Origin of the sequence: Halomonas sp. HMF6819 (assembly GCF_044335525.1) — a bacterium.
Taxonomy (GTDB): Bacteria; Pseudomonadota; Gammaproteobacteria; order Pseudomonadales; family Halomonadaceae; genus Vreelandella.
In genome coordinates, this window is record NZ_JBIQVY010000002.1 from 367,641 (window position 1) to 387,579 (window position 19,939).

The 19,939-nt window shown below is 58.7% G+C and carries 15 protein-coding genes and 1 pseudogene; 10 read left to right on the plus strand and 6 right to left on the minus strand.

Annotated elements, in window-relative coordinates:
* Positions 1-48: 48 nt before the first annotated feature.
* Together ACGLWX_RS07665 and ACGLWX_RS07670 are read right to left on the minus strand one after the other, a co-directional pair.
* Positions 49-2,277 carry an exopolygalacturonate lyase gene (locus tag ACGLWX_RS07665; protein WP_396238690.1) on the minus strand — a complete coding sequence of 743 codons (2,229 nt, stop codon included), beginning with the start codon at positions 2,275-2,277 and terminating at the stop codon, positions 49-51.
* A gap of 214 nt (positions 2,278-2,491) precedes the next feature.
* Positions 2,492-2,994, minus strand: a pseudogene (locus ACGLWX_RS07670) (beta-propeller fold lactonase family protein).
* Between the two features lie 267 nt (positions 2,995-3,261).
* Here ACGLWX_RS07670 and ACGLWX_RS07675 point away from each other — a divergent pair.
* From ACGLWX_RS07675 to ACGLWX_RS07710, 8 genes are all read left to right on the plus strand, one after another.
* Positions 3,262-4,416 (plus strand): enolase C-terminal domain-like protein, encoded by a 1,155-nt coding sequence (locus ACGLWX_RS07675; RefSeq protein ID WP_252106487.1) that lies wholly within the window; start codon positions 3,262-3,264, stop codon positions 4,414-4,416.
* A 103-nt stretch (positions 4,417-4,519) separates the two neighbouring features.
* On the plus strand, positions 4,520-6,310 hold the full coding sequence (locus ACGLWX_RS07680; protein WP_396238692.1) for a transporter: 1,791 nt from the start codon (positions 4,520-4,522) through the stop codon (positions 6,308-6,310).
* A 92-nt stretch (positions 6,311-6,402) separates the two neighbouring features.
* Entirely contained in the window at positions 6,403-7,176 is a 774-nt protein-coding gene (locus tag ACGLWX_RS07685; RefSeq protein WP_396238694.1) for an oligogalacturonate-specific porin KdgM family protein, read from the plus strand.
* A gap of 154 nt (positions 7,177-7,330) precedes the next feature.
* On the plus strand, positions 7,331-8,248 hold the full coding sequence (gene kdgD / locus ACGLWX_RS07690) for a 5-dehydro-4-deoxyglucarate dehydratase (protein WP_396238696.1): 918 nt from the start codon (positions 7,331-7,333) through the stop codon (positions 8,246-8,248).
* A 39-nt stretch (positions 8,249-8,287) separates the two neighbouring features.
* Complete coding sequence (locus tag ACGLWX_RS07695; protein WP_319022794.1) at positions 8,288-9,148, plus strand: amidohydrolase family protein; 861 nt, start codon at positions 8,288-8,290, stop codon at positions 9,146-9,148.
* Between the two features lie 47 nt (positions 9,149-9,195).
* Complete coding sequence (locus ACGLWX_RS07700) at positions 9,196-9,993, plus strand: NAD(P)-dependent oxidoreductase (protein ID WP_252106492.1); 798 nt, start codon at positions 9,196-9,198, stop codon at positions 9,991-9,993.
* 108 nt (positions 9,994-10,101) lie between these two features.
* Positions 10,102-10,821: a FadR/GntR family transcriptional regulator gene (locus ACGLWX_RS07705; protein WP_252106493.1), complete on the plus strand. Its 720-nt coding sequence runs from the start codon at positions 10,102-10,104 to the stop codon at positions 10,819-10,821.
* Between the two features lie 305 nt (positions 10,822-11,126).
* A complete protein-coding gene (locus tag ACGLWX_RS07710) occupies positions 11,127-12,140 on the plus strand; it encodes an Ldh family oxidoreductase (RefSeq protein ID WP_396238698.1) in 1,014 nt (337 codons plus the stop codon).
* Positions 12,141-12,225: 85 nt separating this feature from the next.
* Here the strand turns inward: ACGLWX_RS07710 and ACGLWX_RS07715 are convergent, their stop codons facing one another.
* Positions 12,226-13,590, minus strand: a complete 1,365-nt coding sequence (locus tag ACGLWX_RS07715) for a PLP-dependent aminotransferase family protein (protein ID WP_396238700.1) — start codon at positions 13,588-13,590, stop codon at positions 12,226-12,228.
* A gap of 131 nt (positions 13,591-13,721) precedes the next feature.
* Here ACGLWX_RS07715 and ACGLWX_RS07720 point away from each other — a divergent pair, with 131 nt between their 5' ends.
* Positions 13,722-14,894, plus strand: coding sequence for an MFS transporter (locus tag ACGLWX_RS07720; protein ID WP_396238702.1), 1,173 nt, complete (start codon positions 13,722-13,724; stop codon positions 14,892-14,894).
* Here ACGLWX_RS07720 and ACGLWX_RS07725 read toward each other — a convergent pair.
* From ACGLWX_RS07725 to eat, 3 genes are read right to left on the minus strand one after another with little or no spacing between them, the layout of a single operon-like run.
* Positions 14,891-16,219 carry an aspartate aminotransferase family protein gene (locus tag ACGLWX_RS07725; RefSeq protein ID WP_396238704.1) on the minus strand — a complete coding sequence of 443 codons (1,329 nt, stop codon included), beginning with the start codon at positions 16,217-16,219 and terminating at the stop codon, positions 14,891-14,893. The genes ACGLWX_RS07720 and ACGLWX_RS07725 overlap by 4 nt on opposite strands.
* 10 nt (positions 16,220-16,229) lie before the next feature.
* Positions 16,230-17,231, minus strand: coding sequence for a phosphotransferase enzyme family protein (locus tag ACGLWX_RS07730; protein ID WP_396238706.1), 1,002 nt, complete (start codon positions 17,229-17,231; stop codon positions 16,230-16,232).
* Positions 17,232-17,255: 24 nt separating this feature from the next.
* Positions 17,256-18,680 (minus strand): ethanolamine permease, encoded by a 1,425-nt coding sequence (eat, locus tag ACGLWX_RS07735; protein WP_396238708.1) that lies wholly within the window; start codon positions 18,678-18,680, stop codon positions 17,256-17,258.
* A gap of 179 nt (positions 18,681-18,859) precedes the next feature.
* Between eat and ACGLWX_RS07740 the strand changes: the two genes are divergently transcribed.
* Positions 18,860-19,930, plus strand: a complete 1,071-nt coding sequence (locus ACGLWX_RS07740) for a helix-turn-helix domain-containing protein (protein WP_396238710.1) — start codon at positions 18,860-18,862, stop codon at positions 19,928-19,930.
* The last annotated feature ends 9 nt before the right edge of the window (positions 19,931-19,939 follow it).

The window sequence follows — 19,939 nt, forward strand, 5'->3', positions numbered from 1 at the left end:
GACGCTAAAAAAAGCGCCCGAGGTCATGACGTCGGGCGCTGGGGGCGATTAGTCGAAGACCAGTCGCTGTAATTCCAGTGCGCGCTCGCGCCGCTCCGAGGCGGTGTGGGCATCGCGTTGCAAGAGTGCCTTGAGCGCATCGAGTATTTGCGCGTCGTAGGGCGACGCGACGCCGGGTGAGTCGCCCTCCTGAATGAACCAGTTATCGTCGCTGATATCGCCATGCACGCTATCGCTGTACTGGCTCTCACTCACGAGATGCAGTGACACGTTGCGCGAGAGGGTGGCTGACTCGAGCTCGTCACCGTAAGGACTTTGACGAACGATGAAGTTGAAGCGGTCGTTGTCGATCGCCACATTATTGACGATGGAAAGCGCCCCCGAGTTGAAGTTGTCGGTAAAGCCGTCCATGCCGTTGTTGAACGACAGGTTACCTTCCACGGTGTGGGCTACGGGCAGGCCTTCTCCGCCGAGCTTGAAACCGTTGCCGAGGTTGCCTCCGGTTTGTGGTCTGTCCAACGTCTGGCCATTGTTGAAGGCGATGGAGTTGGTGATGGTCACGGCGCCATTGGGGCCATCTTCGACCTTGTTGAAAAGATCCCAGCCGTCATCGATGTTGTGGTGAGAAAGGCAGTGGTCGAAAGAATTTCCCTCACCGATGCGCATCTTGGCGGCGAAGCCGTCGGCATTGATGCCCGATGCGTCCATATTGTTGTAACTTTCGCTGTAGCGCACCGTGTTGTGGCTCGCCCAGAGCGCGCGGCCGACATCGTCGGGTGAGGTGATCTGAAATCCGGTGTCCGGCGCGCTGTGGGTCACGATATGCTCAAATACGTTATGGCTGCCGTGGACGATCAGTCGCTCACCAGCCACCTCCAGATGATCCAACTGCCAATAGCTGGCGTTATGCGACACCATCCCGGTAAATCGTACGTTGGCGTCTTCTCCCGTCAGCCTTTTCAAGGCATTAGGAGAGCCGCTAGCGCTGACGGGGATCTCGATCGCTCCGTAATCGCCGTCGGCCAAGTGGATGGTGCCCCCGGGCGCCACGCGTGCAATGGCCGAGGAAAGGTCCAGCGGGTTTTCCTGGCTTCCAGGCTGATCGGCACGGCCATCGGGTGAAACGTAAAGATCGTAGGGGTCGGCGACGCTTATCGGTTCTAGCATGATCGTGGTGCTTTGAGCGCTACCCGGGCCTTCGGAGGGCTCGAAGGTTAGCTCTACCTCGGTGGGTTCAGTGACGTCGATCGGCAGGCGAAACAGCTGGCCGGCCTTGACCGCTTGGACCTCTCCGAGTGGTTCACCCCCTTGGGCAACGCTGAATGTACCGGCGTAGTTGGCCAGCGCCTGTAGCGTGTAATCCGGGGCCGTTACGACCTTTGGCGAGGCGACGGACCAGACCAGCGGCGTTTGCGGCGGCTGATACGCCTCGGCTTGCCGGGTATTGGCGTCAGAAAGCTCGAGGGCGATATCTGACACGCCTAGCCGTGCGTTTCGAGCGGCAAAGAACCCTACGTATTGGTGGTCTGGATCCTGTACCTCGACCAGATTGGCGGGCGCTTCACTGAGTTCGTGACGATGAGTGTGATCGCCGTCGTCGAGCGTGACTATAAAATGCTCGTCGGTGCGCGCTAGGCTCATACGGTAGCTGCGCTGATCACCGTAATCCAATCCTTCGGAGTAATCCTCCTTACTTAGCAAGTTGCCCGGATTGCCCCAGGGGTCCTGAATGCCTTCGCGATACACCGCCGTGGCGTTGGCCAGCCCATCATTTTCTCGCGTGTGCGAGCGCAGTAGATTCATGACCATGTTGGAGGCCGCGGGAAACTCTTCATGACCCAAGGGTTGTGGGTTGGCGCGTGGCGCACCGAGCACGTCGCGCACGATGATACCGGCGCCTTCCTGACGGTTGGGCGTGGCGCCTGTCTCGGGCCCCAGCTGCTCGAGAGTGAGTGTTGCCGTGAGCACGAAGTTCTGGTCGGTTGGCAGTCTCGTGTAGTAGAAGGTGCCTCCCTCATGGGAATTGGCCAATTTGCCCCCGCGGCTTTCTATCGTCACGTAATCGAGAAGTTCGCCCGGCGATACGAGCGCGTCATCGTGTGTTACCTCGTTGGTGCCTATCTTGTCGGGAAGGATCGTGGAGCCGAAGTTCAGGTCGGTTGACTGACCGAAGGTGATGCTTTGCCAGACGAGGTTTGATGTTTCCTCGGCTTGGGCTAGTGAGACGATGAGGGCGGGCGTTATAAGGGTGCAGGCCAGCGTGGCTACTTTCATCATGGATCAACCTTGTGCGTTTATGATTGTTTTAGCGCCGTGTATCGGTACCTCGTATACCAGCCTCTTGACGGCGGCATTTAAGAGCTTTTAAAAATAATACATAGTATGTTTTGAGGCAAAAATTAGCTTTAAGTATGAGGGGCGCATGTTCTCAAAAGATTTGCTTTTAGCGCATTTCTACCCAACCGGGACTATCACCGACGCTTAATCGATCCTATGGAGTCAGCTCATCGGTATCAAGGTCGATACGGTACCTTGCGATATGATTGGAGAACTGGCTGGCGGCTACGAGATAGTGATCATTGCTTGTAATGGCGAAGTTGCATGGGCGGTTTTCAGTAATGAAGTGCTTCTCGAATTCGAGCGTGCCATTGGAGTGGACATTAAATAGCAGCAGCGTCGATGTCGCTTTTTCTGAAGCATAAATGAAGCGCCCGTTCGCCGTGACATGGATGTCCGCCGCTCGAAAGGCGCTGGCTGGGCGTGCATAAAGTCTGTTGGCACCTGTCTCAACCCTGAGGCGCTGTGCTCCACGACGTTGATGGTACCGTTGTGCTCAGCGATGATGTAAGCGACGGTCATGGCGGGATGATGGGCAATATGCCGTGGTCCGGTGCCCGCTAGTAGAGCAAGTTTGGCGACGAGTCCAGGCATCTTAAAGGCGGGGTCGATCAACATTCTCGAGCATCGGTAGGTGTGTATGACCTCTATATTCATGCTTGCGCGTCGCCATGGATAACGCAGCGGTATAAATATCCCCGCTATGGGCACAGCCTATATAAAGGGTCTGATTGTCTTCGCTAGTTCGGGCGCTTGGCTTGTCAGCTCTTAAAAAATTTATCGATTGGAAGTAGTTCATCGGTCGTTTCATACCATTGTCTATATTGTTGTAAGTGTGAGGTATCTTTAATATATAAACATATTATGTATGACATTGGGTTTAATGCTAGATGTCAATCAAACGTAAACAAGGGTCTCGCAAATATGAAAATCGAAGCCATTTCCGTCGATGTCATTCGCTATCAAACCAAGCTGGGGCGGGATAGTGCGGGCCATGCCCATGCCGGCCACCCCAGCGAGGCTCAGATCGCCATGCTCAGCGTTACGGCGGACGACGGCAGCAAGGGTTACGCCTTCGCGCCGAAAGAGCTGATTCGTCCCTATATCGTAGAGCAGTATTTCAAGAAAGCGGCGCTTGGCAAGCCGGTTCACGCGCGCGAGATGGTGTGGCAGGACCTTTGGCTTCGCCAGCGTGGTAGCGGTGCGCAGTTGACCGACCGCGCAATGGCGATTCTTGACCAGGCGCTGTGGGATTTAGCGGGTCGTCAGCTTGGTGTGCCGGTCTATCAACTGTTGGGCGGTGCCCGTACGAAGGTCAAGGCTTATGCCAGCACCATGTGTGGCGATGAAACCCCGGGCGGCTTATCGACCCCCGAGGAGTACGCTCGTTTCGCTCAGGATCTGGTGGCGCGCGGCTATCAAGGGATCAAACTGCATACCTGGATGCCGCCGGTCAGCTTCGCTCCGAGCGTAGAGATGGATATTCGCGCCTGTGAAGCCGTGCGTGAAGCCGTGGGGCCAAATATCGCCCTAATGCTGGACGGCTACCACTGGTACAACCGGCTGGACGCATTGAAGGTCGGGCGCGCACTGTCTCGACTGGATTTTGCTTGGTTCGAAGAACCGATGCCCGAAGATTCCATGGAGTCCTACCGTTGGTTGACCCAGCAGGTGGATGTGCCGGTGATCGGGCCGGAAACCCTCGGTGGCAAGCATCAGAGTCGCGCCAGCTGGGTGCAGCACAATGCCTGCGACATATTGCGCGCCGGTGTTGCCAACGGTGGCGGCATCACGCCTTGTATCAAGGCCGCGCACCTGGCAGAAGCGTTCGGCATGGATTGCGAGATTCATGGCAACGGCGCTCCCAACCTGGCGGTAGTCGGTGCGATTACCAACTGTCAGTGGTACGAGCGCGGTCTGCTGCATCCTCACCTGGATTACGACGAAGCGCCGGGTTATCTGAACGTCATTGTCGATGAAATGGACGAACAAGGCTTCGTTCACTTGCCCGATCGTCCGGGCCTGGGTGAGAGCATCAACTTCGATTATATCGGGGACAACACGCTGGAAAGCTACTGATCCCGGGGACTTTCAAGGGCTCGGTCACAACGTAAACTGCAAGACGCCAGCTTCACTATTCGGCAACGCCGATGTTCCAATAATAAAGTATAAGGGGCTCTTCATGAGCATCGATGTCTGGGTAATACTCATCTATCTCGTCTTTCTCGTGGTCATTGGTTGGGTGTTCAAGAACTTTAACACCAATACCAGTGACTATTTCCGCGGTGGCGGTAACATGCTTTGGTGGCTGGTCGGCTCGACTGCCTTTATGACGCAGTTTTCCGCCTGGACGTTCACGGGAGCGGCTTCTCAGGCTTACGTGAGCGGCTTTGCCATCATCTTTCTGTTCATGGCCAACGCCGCCGGTTACTTCCTCAACTATGTCTATTTCGCTCCGCGATTCAGACAATTACGTGTGGTCACCGCTGCAGAGGCGCTGAAGATGCGCTACGGCAAGCCCAGTGAACAAACGTTTATCTGGTTCAGCATGTTCGATGGACTGGTATCCGCTGCCACGTGGCTGAGTGCGCTTGCCATCATTACCTCGGCGGTGTTCGATGTGCCGCTTCAGACGGTCATCTTGCTGGCGGGCATCGCCGTGGTCGCGATGTCGGTGACCGGCGGAGCCTGGGCCGTGGTGGCTTCCGACTACGTCCAGATGCTCATCATCATGTCGGTGACGTTCGTCTGCTTCTTCGTAGCCTGGGGCAATACCGACAGCATCGGCAGTATCGTCTCGAGCTATGACGGCGAGTTCCTGACCGGCAGTGGCTACGGATATGCCTGGCTCTTCGGCTTTTGGGTCTTCATGTTGATCATCAAGCAGATCTTCATGATGAACAACACGCTCAACGGCTATCGCTACATGTGCGCCAAGAACAGCAAGAATGCACGCTATGGCGCGCTGTTCACGCTTTGTTTGGCCTTGATTGGACCGGTGGTCTGGTTCTTTCCGGCGTGGTTCATGCACGCCTACAGTCCGGATTTCGCTCAGAACTTTGGCATGCTGGGAGCCAGCGCCAATGAGGCGGTCTTCGTGGCGTTCGTCAGCGAATACATGCCCGCCGGTATGCTGGGACTTTTGATGGCCGCGATGTTTGCCGCCAGCATGTCCTCCATGGACTCGGGGCTGAACCGTAACGCCGGCTTCTTCGTACGCAATTTCTATCTCTCGGTTATCAAACCGCATGCGAACGAGCAGGAAATGCTGCGAGTCTCGCGCATCGTCACGCTGATTTTTGGCGCCATCATCGTCGGTATCAGTTTGTTCATCAACTCGCTCAAAAGCATGAGCCTGTTCGAGATTCTGTTAACCGCCAGCGCCTTGATCACCTTCCCGATTACCATTCCGGCCATGCTCGGCTTGATCGTGCGCAAGACACCGGATTGGTCGGGCTGGGGAACACTCGTGGTGGGCTGCATGGTTTCCTACGCAGTTGGTGCCTGGTTGAGCCCGGGGCTGGTGAGCAGCGTGATGGGCATGGAAATCAGCCCGCGCGAGTGGTCTGACTTCCGCGTCGCGTTTGCCATTGGCGCACACGCTATTATCACCGGCGGCTTCTTCCTGCTCAGCAGCCTCTTCTACAAGTCCGAATCACACTCCGAAAAGCGTGCGGCCGAGCGCGAGGAGATGTGGCGTCGCTGGGAAACGCCTGTCGAAAGTACCGATGCCGATCCTGCAGCCGATGCGGTGGACTATGGCCAGAAAATCATCCTGGGACGTCTGATTCTGATCGGCAGCATCATGGTCATGGGGCTTTCGCTACTGCCCAACTCCACCAATGGTCGCCTCGTGATGCTGTTGTGCGGCGCACTTCTCATGATTCCTGCAGTGCTCATGCTCTTTTCGGCCCGATCCAGTAAGCGAGCCATGAAAGAGTCCGAGGAGAAGGGTCAGGTCGCCTACAGATAGGCAAAACACCAAGAGGGCAGCATCAATTTAAAACGCGAGGCGAGGGTGTCCTCAAAGGTAATACGTCATAAATGATATCAAGGAGTCATTTTTTGCTAGACCAAAACGCTCGCGACAACAACAAACTTTTCAACAAGGTGGTTTTTATGAAAAACAATAAGCTGGTTATCGGACTTCTTGCGCTTGCGGCTTTCTCGAGTAGCGCTGCTTACGCTAGCTCGACAACGATATCGACCAAATACGAGCAGACCTTCCGAGAAAGTCAGGACTTCAAGGTGAAGTTCGGGGTTGGGCACGTGTTCGATAACGACATCGGTATTGCCTTCGAGCATCAGCGTCGCTGGAGGGATGAAGTTAGCGGAAGACCTGAATTAGCGGAAAACCTGTTCGGGTTCGGTTATACCTATTCGTTGGATGAAGATAACCGCTGGTCGATCCAGCCCAAGATCGAATACAAGTTCAATCCGGGATCGGAAACCATGCGCCCCATGGTCAGGCTCAACTACAGGGTCAATGACGACTGGCGAGTCGGGGCGCGCTATCGCTATGAGTATCAGACGTTTAGCGAAGGCGGCGGAGACCGCTCTCGCATCAATCGAATCGATGGCTATATCGGCTATGCGCTGACCGATCAGATCGGCCTGGCTTGGAACTCAAGCTACGCCTACGTGCTCGGCGACACGGGCAGCATGTATACCGGTAGCAGCGACCGCTGGGAACATGAGTTCGGCGCAGCGTACCGGGTCAACTCGGCAAATACATTGGCGGTAACTTACAAGCGAAAGGATGAGACCCGTGAGGGGGCTTCCTTCAATGCCGGTGAACACAACGATGCGGTGCAACTGACCTATAGCTACAGGTTTTGAATCCGGTATCCTGGCGAGTCGAGGCTGGATAGTCTGTATCGGCTGCAAGGGACTGGGGTACATCCCCAGGAGCGGTTTTATATTGATCCAGCTTTGGCTTCCACTTATGGTTGTGTGATGTATCACAACGAGACATCATGTAGGAATTTCTTCCATGCATTTTTCACGTGAAAAAACATTGGCCTCCATTTCAAATGGCCTGCTTTCATTCCCGGTCACGGACTTCGATAGTCAAGGGCGTTTCGCCCGCGAAAGCTATCAGGACCGGCTGAAGTGGTTTGTAAGCCATGACATTTCTGCGGTGTTCGTTGCCGGAGGAACAGGGGAGTTTTTCAGCCTGTCGCTTGATGATTTTCGCGATGTCGTCACCACGGCGGTCGAAACCATTGGCGGAAAGCTTCCTATTATCGCAAGCGCCGGTCAAAGCGTAGAGCAGGCCCAGGCGCAAGCGAAAATCGCCGAAGAGGCCGGCGCTGACGGTATCCTGCTGATGCCACCTTACCTTACCGAATGTCCCCAGAACGGGTTGGTAGAGTACGCGCGCGCGATTTGCGCCAGCACCTCGCTGAACGTCATCTACTATAACCGCGGTAACGGCGTCCTGGATGCCGCCTCTGTCAAAAAGCTGGCAGACGCCTGCCCGAACTTCATCGGGCTCAAGGACGGCAAAGGCGATATCCAGGCGCTGAACAAAATCGTCAAAACCGTGGGCGATCGGCTCGCCTATATCGGTGGTGTCCCTACCGCTGAGATATTTGCCGAAGCTTACCTCTCGATCGGCGTGAACACGTATTCATCAGCAGTGTTTAATTTCGTACCTGACATGGCTTCGATGTTCTATAAAGCGCTGCGAGCCGGCGAACATCAAACCGTCAAAAAAATTACTCAGGACTTCTTCATACCCTTTGTGGAACTGCGCGATCAGAAAAGAGGCTACGCCGTCAGCCTGATCAAGCTAGGCGCGGAAATCATTGGTAAACCGGCCGGACAAGTACGAGCGCCGCTGGTGATGCCGACGTCGTCAGAGCGTGATCAACTTTCCAGACTGATCGACATTGCCCGACAAAGTTAAAACCAGGTCGCGATTATTATTAAGTCAACAGGAGCCATGATGTCGATTCCAGAAAATACCCGACCGTTAACTGGTCCCGCTCCGCGTTTAAAAGCACCCGCGGGCGCAACCGATTGCCATGCCCATATCTTTCTGGCGGGCTTTGAAGCCCAAAAAGGAGGGCCGGCCATCGCGGAGCTCGCAACGGTGGAGAACTACCGGGAACTGCAGCGTTGGCTGGGGCTTTCGCGGGTGGTCGTAACACAGCCCAATGCTTATCAGGCGAACAACGAGGCTTTGGTTCAGGCGCTGAAACTGCTTGGCCCTGACGTGGCGCGGGCGATTGCGGTCATAACACCACGGACTTCACAACAAGAGCTCGAGCGGCTTCACGAGCTCGGAGTACGCGGCGCTCGCATCATGCAACTCCCCGGCGGTGCAGTAGGAATCGACCACATGCTGGCCGTCGAGAAAGTCATTCAGGGGATGGGATGGCATTTGATGGTGCAGTTTAACGGCCGTGATTTGCCCGACTACCTCGATGAACTGCAAAAGATCGAGGGCCGCTACATTATTGATCATATCGGCAAGTTCATTGATCCGGTAGACGCCGATGATCGGCGCGTCGACGATATCCTGCGTCTGATCGACAAAGGTAACGCTTGGTTCAAGCTGTGCGGTGCCTATGAAACCAGCCTGACCGGCGGGCCGGATTACTCCGATGTATCGCCCATCGCCAAGCGTGTGATCGACCACGCGCCGGATCGCGTCATCTGGGGCTCTAACTGGCCGCACGTCGGCGTCAAGCGTGAGCAGTACCCAAGTGACGCCGAACAGCTGGATATTCTGCTGGATTGGGCCGACGAAACAACGCGTCAGAAAATCCTGGTCGATAATCCGGCACTGCTCTACGACTTTTAATGCTCAATACGATTCGATTTCAAACGTAAAAACCGAAGGAGATCACGATGCTCGACAGATTATTGGTAACGGGCGCCGCCGGTGGTGTTGGCAAGGCGATTCGTCCTTATCTTCAAAAGCTTGCTAAAAACGTTCGCCTTTCCGACATCTCCGATATCGCCGACGCCGCTTCTCATGAAGAGGTTGTCACGTGTGATCTGGCCGATTACGAAGGCGTCAAGGCATTACTCGACGGTTGCGATGGCGTTATCCACTTGGGCGGTGTATCGCTCGAAAAACCCTGGCAGGGCATCCTACAGGCGAACATCATCGGCACCTACAACCTTTACGAAGCCGCGCGTCACTTGGGCAAACCGCGCATCATCTTCGCAAGCTCCAACCATACCATTGGTTTCTACGAGCGCACTCGCAAGATCGACACTCAAGTGCCGCATCGCCCGGACTCCATCTACGGTCTTTCCAAGTGCTTTGGTGAAGACCTCGCCAGCCTCTATCACGATAAATTTGGCATCGAGACGCTGAGCGTACGTATTGGATCCTGCTTTCCCAAACCCGCCGATACTCGGATGCTCGCAACATGGCTTCACGTCGAGGATTTGATGGGTATGTTCGAGCGGGCCTTTCAGGCACCCAAGCTTGGCAATACCGTCATCTACGGCGCATCAAACAACGCCGAGCAGTGGTGGGACAACCAACTGGTTTCATTTCTGGGATGGAAACCCGAGCACAGTTCCGAGCAGTGGCGCGAAGAGGTCGAGGCCAAGGGCGATGTTCCGGCCGCTGATGCCGCTGAGGTGGTTTACCAGGGCGGGAAGTTCGCGTCGGCCAGTCATCCCGATGACTGATCGTCATATGTATGATTAAAAACTGCAGCAAATACGATATAGTATCGAGCATGAGGGAGGGCGCAATAAAACCCTGAATTTCAGTTTTCAAGTGAGAGTCGGACAAGAATGAAAAAGCTGGGCATAGAACCTTTGGTTCATGGTGGCAGCCTGTCGCGACAGGTATCTCAACAGCTGGAAGATATCATCGCACGCGAAGAAATTCCGGTAGGGGACAAGCTGCCGCCCGAAGGCGCACTCTGCGACATGTTCAGCGTAAGTCGTACCGTCATACGTGAAGCCATCACTCACCTGAAATCGCAGGGGCTGGTTGAAACCCGTAGGGGGATCGGCACGCGGGTCTTGCGTTCTACACCCGAAACCCGCGCACCCGAGAAGAAAATACGACTGCGAACGATCGAGGACATTTTGAATATTCTCGAGCTGCGGTTGACTATCGAGCCCGAAGTTGCCGCGTTGGCCGCCAGGCGTCACGACGATGAAGACAAGGAGCGTCTTATCAGGTTGCATGAGGAATTCGTGCAGGCCTGCCAGCATGCCACACAGGCACGTGACGAAGACCTTGCTTTTCACGCGGCTATCGCGCAAGCCACCCACAACCCGGCTTTCGTGACGATCTATGAGCAGTGGGATGTAGGCACCATACCGCGGGCAAAGCTCATGTCGGTTCAAGCCGATACGCAGACGACCCATCAGTATCTGGCGAAAGTGAGCCGAGAGCACGCTGATATTCTCGAAGCGATTCTGGCACGAGATGCCAAGGCGGCCAACGCCGCCATGTTTCAGCATCTCAACCGTGCTTATAAGACCTACTATACATACAAGTAGATGCATTTGAGGGTGACGCCCTAATGGAATCTATCCAAAGAGCGGCCATGCCATTGGAAGAGCAGGTTCTTGGTCGACCAGCGAACGGTCATTAACACATGCACTTAACTGAGAAGACTTCGATACCCGCCGCGTAATCTCGCTCGAAGCTTGGGCTGGCTTATTTGGAACAATTGCGAACGAGATTGAAACACCCGTTGAATAGTTGAACCTGTTGGACTTTTACGTACGCGCCGATGAGTGGCTTGATGTGCACATCGATCCTGCGCTTCCAGATTACCCATAGCCAACAGGAGAGAAACCATATGAGCGAAACGATCACCTTGTCGCTTGAGGAGGCGAAGTCCTTAAGCCTGACCGTTCTCCAGCATCACGGCTATAGCCAAGCCCACGCCGACGCCATTATGCGCAGCGTGCTGGCCGCTCAGCGTGACGAATGTCACTCCCACGGCCTTTACCGGCTGATCAACTGCGTCGAGGCCGCGCGAAACGGCGCAGTGAATACTCATGCCCAGCCGAGCATCGTGGATCAGGCGCCAGGGGTTCTGCGCATCGATGCCCATCAGGGGTGCTCATTGCTCTCCTTTGAAATGGGTAAGCCGCTGCTGGCCGAAAAGGCGCGTCAGAGCGGTTTGGCGGCGCTTGCCATCAACAACTGCTTTCATTTTTCAGCGTTGTGGCCCGAGGTCGAAGCGCTTTCAAGCGAAGGACTGGTGGCGATCGCCATGACCCCGACCCACGCCTTCGTGGCGCCGGCCGGGGGCGTTGCGCCGCTTTTGGGCACCAATCCCATCGCCTTTTCCTGGCCGCGCCCGGGCGGCTCGCCCTATACGTTCGATTTTGCCACCAGCGTCGTGGCGCGCGGAGAAATAGAACTGCATCGGCGTGCGGGCAAGGACATTCCTGATCACTGGGCGATGGACGCCGAGGCTAATCCAACAACCGACCCTGTCGCCGCGCTGGCCGGTGCCATGCGCACATTCGGGGGCTACAAGGGCTCGGCGCTTTCAACCATGATCGAGCTGCTGGCCGGGCCGCTGATCGGTGACGTATTCGGCCATGAAACCCAAGCGGCGAACGCCGAACAGACCGGTAAACCGTTTCATGGCGAGCTAATCCTGGCGCTGTCTCCAGACGCGTTTCTAGGCGAGCACGCGGCGCAGCATCTGGAGCACGCCGAAGCGCTGTTCGACAGGATTCTGGGCCAGGGCGCCCGGCTTCCTTCCCAGCGCCGCTTCGAGGCGCGCCAGAACAGCCTACGAAACGGAGTAACGCTCCCCAAAACACTGGTTGACGAACTGAAGGCGCTGGTGAGCTGAGGACGGTGGCTTATAGTGAGCAACGCTCGCTTTTTAGATGTTTTTGCGCAACGTTATTGGGCATCTCACCGTGTGCCCGAACTCATTAAAAGGCTTGGAAAAACCTCAAGGCGCGAGCGTCTTTCATATAGGCGACGTTCAGCCGTCGCCAAGGTGTTGTTTCCTGGTCGGGATAGAAAAGCTGTCCGGGTGACAAGAGAATGTCGTGGTCGCGAGCGAGCTCATCGAGTCTCGTCCTATGTTTCCCGGCCGGTTTCGCCCATACGAACATCCCGCCTGTCGGCGCGGTGAATATTTCCCAACGCGCTTGATGAAGTAGTAGCTGGATTGCCTCGCCCATATAACGTTCGAGACGGGTGGCCAAGCGCTCGGTCAGTCGACGGTAGCTGCCATTTTCAAGCATTAGCGCCACCACCGCCTCGGCAAAGGGCGCACCCACGATGCTGGTGAGCATCTTGATGCTCACCAGCGGCTGGACAAGCGCAGGCGGCGCGGCGATAAACCCCACGCGCAGTGACGCGGAAAGGCTTTTAGAGAAGCTCCCCAGATAGATCACGCGATTCAAACCGTCCAGCGATGCCAGCCGCGTACTCGGGGTGGACTGAAAGTCGGCATAGATATCGTCTTCGATCAGCTTGAAGTCGTGTCGTTCGGCCAAGCGTAGCAGTTGATGGGCGACTGAGGGGGAGAGCGTGCTGCCCGTTGGATTATGAAACACGCTATTGATGTAAAAAAGCGTGGGGCGGTGGGTCTCTAACAACGTTTGCAGGTGTTCGATATCCGGCCCATCGGCCAAGCGCGGCACCCCAACAACGCGAACGCCGTGCAAATGCAGAAGGCCGAAGAGGTTGTAGTAGCCCGGCGACTCCACGAACACCGTGTCGCCGGGCTTTACCAATAGCCTGAGCAGAAGATCCAGCGCGTGACTGCCGCTGGCGGTGGTAACGATTTGCTGGGCGTTGACGTGAATCGCCAGCGCCCGCAGGCGCTCCTGCAATAGCGCCCTAAGATGTGGCGAGCCATGGGGCGTGCCGTAATCAAGCAGCGCCGAGCGGTCCGTTCGGGTTACTTGTCGCACGGCGTAGGTCAGCTCACTGCTTTCCCTCCAGTGGCTGGGCAGCCAGCCGCAGCCCAGGTTGAGCGCTTCATCTTGCTGATTGAAAAGCCCCCACAGACCGTTGGTGATCTCCCCAAACGGGCTGGCATCGCGACTCGGCGTGGTCACGAAAAAGCCGCTGCCGGGTTTGGCACGCACGTGGCCACTGGCCACCAAGCGCTCGTAGGCCTCGATCACCGCGTTACGACTGACTCCAAGGGTGCCGGCCAACTGGCGAATGGACGGAAGGCGAGAGCCGCTGGCGAGATTGTGTTGATCGATCCATTCAACGATACCGGTCTCGAGCTGACGCGGGAGAGGGGTGCTGCCCTCGCGATCCAGGATGAGTTTCATGCGTTGCCCGTCGATGCCACTGTTCCCCCAATACGCCTGTACAGTGCTTTGAAAACAAACCGCAGTGTATCTTACTCAGCGAGGTTCGAGGTGAGAACGTAGCTTTCTTTAGCCATCGAGGAAGCGAACCCATGAGAGAGCATCGCGCGCTGCGCTTGGCATTGGGAGTCTGCATGGTGACCAGCGCGGTCAATCTTTACGCCCCGCTTTACGAGCGTCTAGCCGCGGCATCCGGGGTGGGCGTAACGGCCACCACGGTGGCCTTTGCCTGCTACGTGGCGGGCGTTATTCCGGTGCTGTTTGGCCTCAACGGCTTGGCTGAGCGGGTGGGTTACAAGGCGCTGATCGTCGCCGCGCTTTTGCTCAGCTTGGTCGCGACGCTGTTGATGCTCATTGTGCCTTCCATGGTCACACTCGGCTGTGCACGCTGGCTGCTGGGCATTGCCATGGGGCTGGTGTCCAGCGTCGCGCCAAGCTATATGCAGTGGCTGTGGCGCGGCGAGCCTTCGCAAAAAGCGCTGGGTTACGTGACCCTGAGTAGCGCCCTGGGGTTTGGCCTTGGCGCTGCGCTGACCAGCGTGGCACTGCTTTACTCGCCGCAGGCCGCGTCCTGGAGTCTGGGGCTTGCCCTTGGTGCGGGCGTGGTGGCGCTGGTCGGCGTAATGAAGCTGCCCAGCCCTGTGCCTGTCGGTCAACAGACCGGCTCTTCGATGCTGCGCCTACCCGGCTATCCGCCGGGAGCGCTCGCGTTTGGGCTTGCCATACTGCTTGCCTGGAGTACCGTTGGGCTTGTGATCGCTATTCTGCCCTCAGCGCTTGCGACCCATCAACTGGGCGCGTATAGCGGCTTTGCGGTCTTCGGCGTGTGCAGTGCCGGCGTCTTGTTTCAGCCTTGGGCTCGCGCGCTCTCCCCGGCAAGCGCCGTCCGGCGTGGGTTGGTGGTACTGCCAATTGCTTATTCTCTCATTATTTGGGGGGCGCTGGAGGGCGTCGTGCTGGCGGTGCTCTTGGGGGCGTTTTTTGCCAGCAGCGCCTGCTACGGGTTTATTTATCTGGGCGGTCTAAGAGGCGTACTGGCCAGGGCTGGCGAGCGCACCACCCAGGCCAGCGCCGGTTTCTTTTTGCTGGCTTACATCGGTTTCAGCCTGCCCGTGGTGACGACAGGTTGGTTGATCGACGCGTTTGGCCACCGCGTGGCGTTTGGCATCTTTGGTGCGCTGCTGCTGGTGGGGAGCGCGTTGCTGTTTATCATGATGACCCGGCAGGCACGGCGTCTGGCCGAGCCAGCGATGGCGGGATACTAACGCGTGGTCACCTCAAGTGCGTGAGTGAGTTGTTCGACGAACAGCGCGATCTCTTCATTGTTAATGCACAGCGGCGGGCGAATCTTTAGGGTATGGCCGAAGCGGCCCGCCGCCCCGATCAGCACGCCGTTCTCCTTGAGCGAATTGATCACTCGAGCGGTCAGCGCCGCGTCGGGGGCGCCCTCGGGCGTGGCGAGATCGAGACCGACGAACAGCCCCGCGCCGCGCACCGCAGCAATCGCCTCGAAGCGGGGGACGAGTGCTGCCAGCGCCGCCTTTAGGGTGTCGCCCTGGCGCCTGGCGTTGTCGATCAGCGCTTCGTTTTCCAGCACGTCGAGTACCGCCATACCGGCGGCGACCGCCACCGTTGAACCGCCGAAAGTATTGAAGTAGCCCACCTCGGCATTGAGCGCCGCCAGCAAATCGTCACGCGCGGCAAGCCCCGCCATGGGGAAGCCGTTGCCCATGGGTTTTCCCATCGTCACGATATCCGGCGTCACACCGTGACGGGAAAAGCCCCACATCCCGGCGCCGGTACGGCCAAAACCGGGCTGCACTTCGTCGGCGATCAACAGCCCGCCTTTGGCCTGCAGCCAGGCAACGCCGGGCGCCATAAAGCCGGGCGGGTCGGCGACGATGCCGTCGCTCGAGAAGATCGAATCCACCAGCAGCGCGGCGCAGCCGTGGCCCCGGGCATCCAGCATTTCTACCCCGCGCTGCACTTGCGCCTGAAACCAGGCGGCGGGGTCGGAGGTGCCTAACATATCGGCAATGGGAATCACGTAAACACTGTCCGGCGGGGCGCCCTTTTTGTAGGAGGAGGGCGAGACCTCGGTCACCGCCGCGGTGTTACCGTGGTAGGCCGCTTCCGATACGATAACGCCGCGTTTGCCTGTCCAGTGGCGCGCTAGGCGCAGCGCCAGGTCGTTACTTTCGCTGCCGGTGCAGGTGAGTACCAGACGTGAAAGCGAATCGGGAAGGGTGGCCAGCAGGCGCTCGGCGTAGCGGTGAATGCCCTCGTGCAGATAGCGCGTATGGGTGTTGAGCGTACCCATCTGCGCGGCCACGGCCTGGGTGACGTGCGGGTGGCTGTGGCCGACCGAGGGGACGTTGTTGTACATGTCGAGATAGCGCCGGCCCTGGTCGTCGTAGAGCCACACGCCTTCGCCGCGCACCAGGTGCAGGGGCTTTTCATAAAAGAGCATCGAGGTCGGGCCGACGGTGGCTAGGCGCTTTTGCACCAGGTCGCCCAGCGCCGTCTCGTTGGGGTCGAGCTGCTCGAGACGGAACGCGTTTTGGTCGAGAATGCCGCGAGTATCGCTCATGGTGGTCTCCTCAAACGCGAGCGGCGTGGCGCGCGGTGCTCAGGTAGGCGCGCGCGAGCGTGGCGGTACCCGCAATGAAGTTCTTCTCAAGCGCCTGGGCGGCCTGGCTGTCGGCGTGGGTGGCAAGCCAGGCGCTCAGCATGACGCGGCGAATCATGATGAACGTGTCGAGCGCGGCAACGTCCTCGGCGTCGAAGTCGCCAACGCGCCGATAGCCGCGAATCCACGCTTCGCGAAGCGTTGGAATCAGCGGGTCGAGCTCGAAGAAGCTGATGGCGGCGGCAAAATCAAACGCGTACCAGCAAAAGCCGCAATCGTCGAAGTCGATCACTGCCAGCTCGCGACCCTCGACCAGCAGGTTGGCCAAACGCAGATCGGCGTGTATGAGCCCGTAGCGTCCTTCGCGCGCCTCATACGTGTCGATGACGCGGTGAATCTGCTCGATCGCCTGGTCGATTGCGCGCTCGTCGGCTTTCAAAAGCCCCGGCGCACGGCGCCAGTCGCCCCAAAGCGCCTCGGGGCCAATCATCGAATTCAAATGCCAGCGCTTACGCACGAAGCCCGCAGGAGGCGCCCAGTGCCGGCTATGGTCGTGCAGCGTGGCGGTGAGGGCGCCGAGCTTCTCGAACCAGGCGGGCAGCGTGTCGTCCATGGCTGGGGCGTCACCGGGCAGGTGTTCGAAGGCCACCGCGTAAAAGCGCTGCCCGTCGAGGTTGAACGTGACGACCGGGCTCTGGCCGGTGGTCGGCAGCGGCGCAGGTGTCGTGATGCGCCCGTCGGCGCGCAGCGCCGCCGTCCAGGCAAGCTCCGATTCGATCTCTTCCCGGCTGTGGTAATCCGGGCGGTGAAGGCGTAGCACGTACCGGCGCCCGGTCCGCGGACAGCGCGCCAGAAACGTCGCGTTTTCCGAGGTGGTCAGAAGCTCGATGTGGGTGTCGGCAGGCAAGCGCCACTCGCCAAGCGAGGCGCTCAGTTGCTCTTCGAGTCGAGCCAGCAGAGTCGAGGTATACATCGCGTCTCTCCTTGGGGCACTAACTCAGGTGCGCGAGGCGGCGGTGGTGTGGTCAAGCTTCTCGGCGGCCTGCTCGGCGTCGAGAATCAGCGCCAGCTCCTCGTCGGCGGTTTTCGCCACCAAGTGGTGCCTGGCGTAGGCGAAGTAGTAGGCTGCGCCCAACAGGAACAGCACGATGGTGTAGTTGAATGCGCGCGGGTCGAACGCGTACACCCCGGTCAGCGCAACGAGCGAGAGAGTTAGCGCGATACCGGAGGTAACCACGCCGCCGGGCGTTTTGTAGGGGCGAGCAAGCTCCGGGCGGCGCAGGCGCAAAAGGATATGGCTCAGCGCCATGAGCGCGTAGGAGAGGGTTGCGCCGACCACAGCCATGGCCAGAATGAGATCGCCTTCACCGGTCAGCGAAACCAGAAACCCGAGCGCGCCGGGCACCACTAGCGCCCACACCGGCGCCTTGCGCTTGCTGGTCAGTGACAGTGCCTTGGGCAGGTAGCCGGCCCGGGAGAGCGCGAACACCAGGCGGCTGTAGCCGTAGATGATCGAGAAGAACGAGGCGATCAAGCCGGCAAGGCCCAGCACGTTGATCGCGGTGGCAAGCCCGGGGCGTCCGGTCACGTTCAGCGCATCGACCAGCGGCACGGCGCTGTCGGCAATGACGTCGGCGCCCGCCGCACCGGCGAGCAGGAAGGTGACCAGGGCGGCGGTGAAGAGTAGAAACGCCATGGCGGCGATGATGCCGCGCGGCATGTCGCGCGCGGGCTCGCGCGCCTCTTCGGCGGCCAGCGGCACGCCTTCGACCGCCAAAAAGAGCCACATGGCGAACGGCAGCGCCGCCCACACACCGTACCAGCCAAAGGGCAGCCAGCCGCCTTCGCCGTCGGTGGCGGTGATCAAAAACAGGTTGGCGCTATCGAAATCGCCCACTAATGCCACGGCGGTGGCGAGAATCGCGATGACCGCCAGCGCGCTGATGGCCACCATGACCTTCAGCGCCTCTCCGACGCCAGCCAGGTGGACCCCGATGAACACGGCGTAAAAGAGCGCGTAGACGAAAGGCCCGTTGAGGCCCACGAGCTCCTCGACGGCGGAACCAATGAAGATCACGATGGCCGCTGGCGCCAGAGCGTACTCGATCAATACGGCCAGCCCCGTGAGATACCCGCCGGCCGGGCCCATGATCTGGCGGGCGAAGCTGTAGCCGCCGCCAGCGGCGGGAATCGCCGCCGACATTTCAGCGAGCGAAAGCACCAGCGTGAAATACATGATCGCCATCAGCACGGCGGCGATCAAAAAGCCGCCCCAGCCGGCCTCGGCCAGGCCAAAGTTCCACCCGGCGAAGTTGCCGGAAATGACGTAGGACACCCCGAGCCCGGCCAGCAACATCCAGCCAGCAGTGCCTTTTTTGAGCTGGCGCTTGGCCAGGTACTCCTGATCGACTGCGTTCCCCATGGGTCTTCTCCCCGTTATTAGATGACGCGGAAGGCCGCGCCGTTGCCCTTTTTCTGCGCCTTTTACATCGTCTCGCGCAAACACGATGTAAAAGGAATGAATATTGCTTGTTATTTGAGAGTAGAGAGCCTCATCCGAGAGCGGTATCAAAATTTGGCAAAAGTGGTCCGGGCAGCGTGATGATAACCAGTGCAGCAACCAATAGCGCCGCGGCGCGCAATCCCGCCAAGCGCTGTGAGGCGAGTACCCTGGCGCCGCTGGCGTTTGGGAGCAAACCAACCGGCTTCGCCCCGTTGCCCCATAATGGCCCAGCGGGCCCTGCGCCTGCACCCAGGCGGCGCAGCATCGTCAGCCGCGAAGTCAACGAGCAGGCGCTCAACCTGACGCGCTGGGAGCAGGAGTACAACCAGTGCAGCGCCGGTCACTTTACCGGGCGGGTGGACGAGTGCTGCTTCGACGGCGTGCAGGTCATCAATGAATATACCCGCCTGGCGCTTCACCAGCACTGTGCGCCCTGGCAGGACTCGCTTTGGATCGGGCTGCCGATTCGTCATGAAGGCGTGCGCATCGATGGACAGTGCGTCGAACGCAACGAAGTGCTGTGGCGCATGGGCAGTCGTGCGTTCGAGCTGATGACGCCGGACGATTGCCATCTCATGAACATGCTGGTGCCGCTTGAGGAGCTCTTCGAGCTCGCCGAGCGTGAAGGCGTGAGTATGGCGCACTTGAGCCTGGCCTCGACGCCGCGCCTTGCCATTGATGATCGTCGTATCCGCTGGTTCACCGAGCAGGTCACGCGCATTTTGGGTGGCAGCGGCGCGGCCTCTGACGGCCTGCCGGAGAAAGAAGCGCTGCTTCACGGCGTGCTCGCCCTGCTCGGGCACGCGCGGCTGGATACCCGCGCCGCGCCCAGCTACGCCCGGCGGCGCGCGGTGGTCGACCGCGTTCAGGCCTACCTTAAAAGCGTCGAGCAGGCGCCGGTGAATATCGCCACGCTTTGCAGCGTCGCCTGTGTGAGCCGGCGCACGCTGCAGTACAGCTTCGAGAGCATTTTGGGGATCAGCCCGGTTCAGTTTCTTCGCGCCACGCGCCTTAACGACGTGCGTCGCGAGCTTTTGTCTCAAAGCGGCGTCACCATCTCGGATGTCGCTGCCAACCACGGCTTTTCCCACTTTAGCCAGTTCGCCACCGACTATAAAAGCCTCTTCAACGAGCGCCCGTCCGATACGCTCAAGCGCCGGCTGCATTAGTGCCTGTAT

What these genes read in the sequence shown, in the direction of transcription:
- ACGLWX_RS07730 (WP_396238706.1), bottom strand. Translation starts at nt 17,231, where the DNA reads ATGTATACCTCGACTCTGCTGGCTCGACTCGAAGAGCAACTGAGCGCC.
- ACGLWX_RS07700 (WP_252106492.1), top strand. Translation starts at nt 9,196, where the DNA reads ATGCTCGACAGATTATTGGTAACGGGCGCCGCCGGTGGTGTTGGCAAG.
- ACGLWX_RS07695 (WP_319022794.1), top strand. Translation starts at nt 8,288, where the DNA reads ATGTCGATTCCAGAAAATACCCGACCGTTAACTGGTCCCGCTCCGCGT.
- ACGLWX_RS07665 (WP_396238690.1), bottom strand. Translation starts at nt 2,277, where the DNA reads ATGATGAAAGTAGCCACGCTGGCCTGCACCCTTATAACGCCCGCCCTC.
- ACGLWX_RS07720 (WP_396238702.1), top strand. Translation starts at nt 13,722, where the DNA reads ATGAGAGAGCATCGCGCGCTGCGCTTGGCATTGGGAGTCTGCATGGTG.
- ACGLWX_RS07675 (WP_252106487.1), top strand. Translation starts at nt 3,262, where the DNA reads ATGAAAATCGAAGCCATTTCCGTCGATGTCATTCGCTATCAAACCAAG.
- ACGLWX_RS07740 (WP_396238710.1), top strand. Translation starts at nt 18,860, where the DNA reads ATGATAACCAGTGCAGCAACCAATAGCGCCGCGGCGCGCAATCCCGCC.
- ACGLWX_RS07715 (WP_396238700.1), bottom strand. Translation starts at nt 13,590, where the DNA reads ATGAAACTCATCCTGGATCGCGAGGGCAGCACCCCTCTCCCGCGTCAG.
- ACGLWX_RS07725 (WP_396238704.1), bottom strand. Translation starts at nt 16,219, where the DNA reads ATGAGCGATACTCGCGGCATTCTCGACCAAAACGCGTTCCGTCTCGAG.
- ACGLWX_RS07680 (WP_396238692.1), top strand. Translation starts at nt 4,520, where the DNA reads ATGAGCATCGATGTCTGGGTAATACTCATCTATCTCGTCTTTCTCGTG.
- kdgD (WP_396238696.1), top strand. Translation starts at nt 7,331, where the DNA reads ATGCATTTTTCACGTGAAAAAACATTGGCCTCCATTTCAAATGGCCTG.
- ACGLWX_RS07705 (WP_252106493.1), top strand. Translation starts at nt 10,102, where the DNA reads ATGAAAAAGCTGGGCATAGAACCTTTGGTTCATGGTGGCAGCCTGTCG.
- ACGLWX_RS07710 (WP_396238698.1), top strand. Translation starts at nt 11,127, where the DNA reads ATGAGCGAAACGATCACCTTGTCGCTTGAGGAGGCGAAGTCCTTAAGC.
- eat (WP_396238708.1), bottom strand. Translation starts at nt 18,680, where the DNA reads ATGGGGAACGCAGTCGATCAGGAGTACCTGGCCAAGCGCCAGCTCAAA.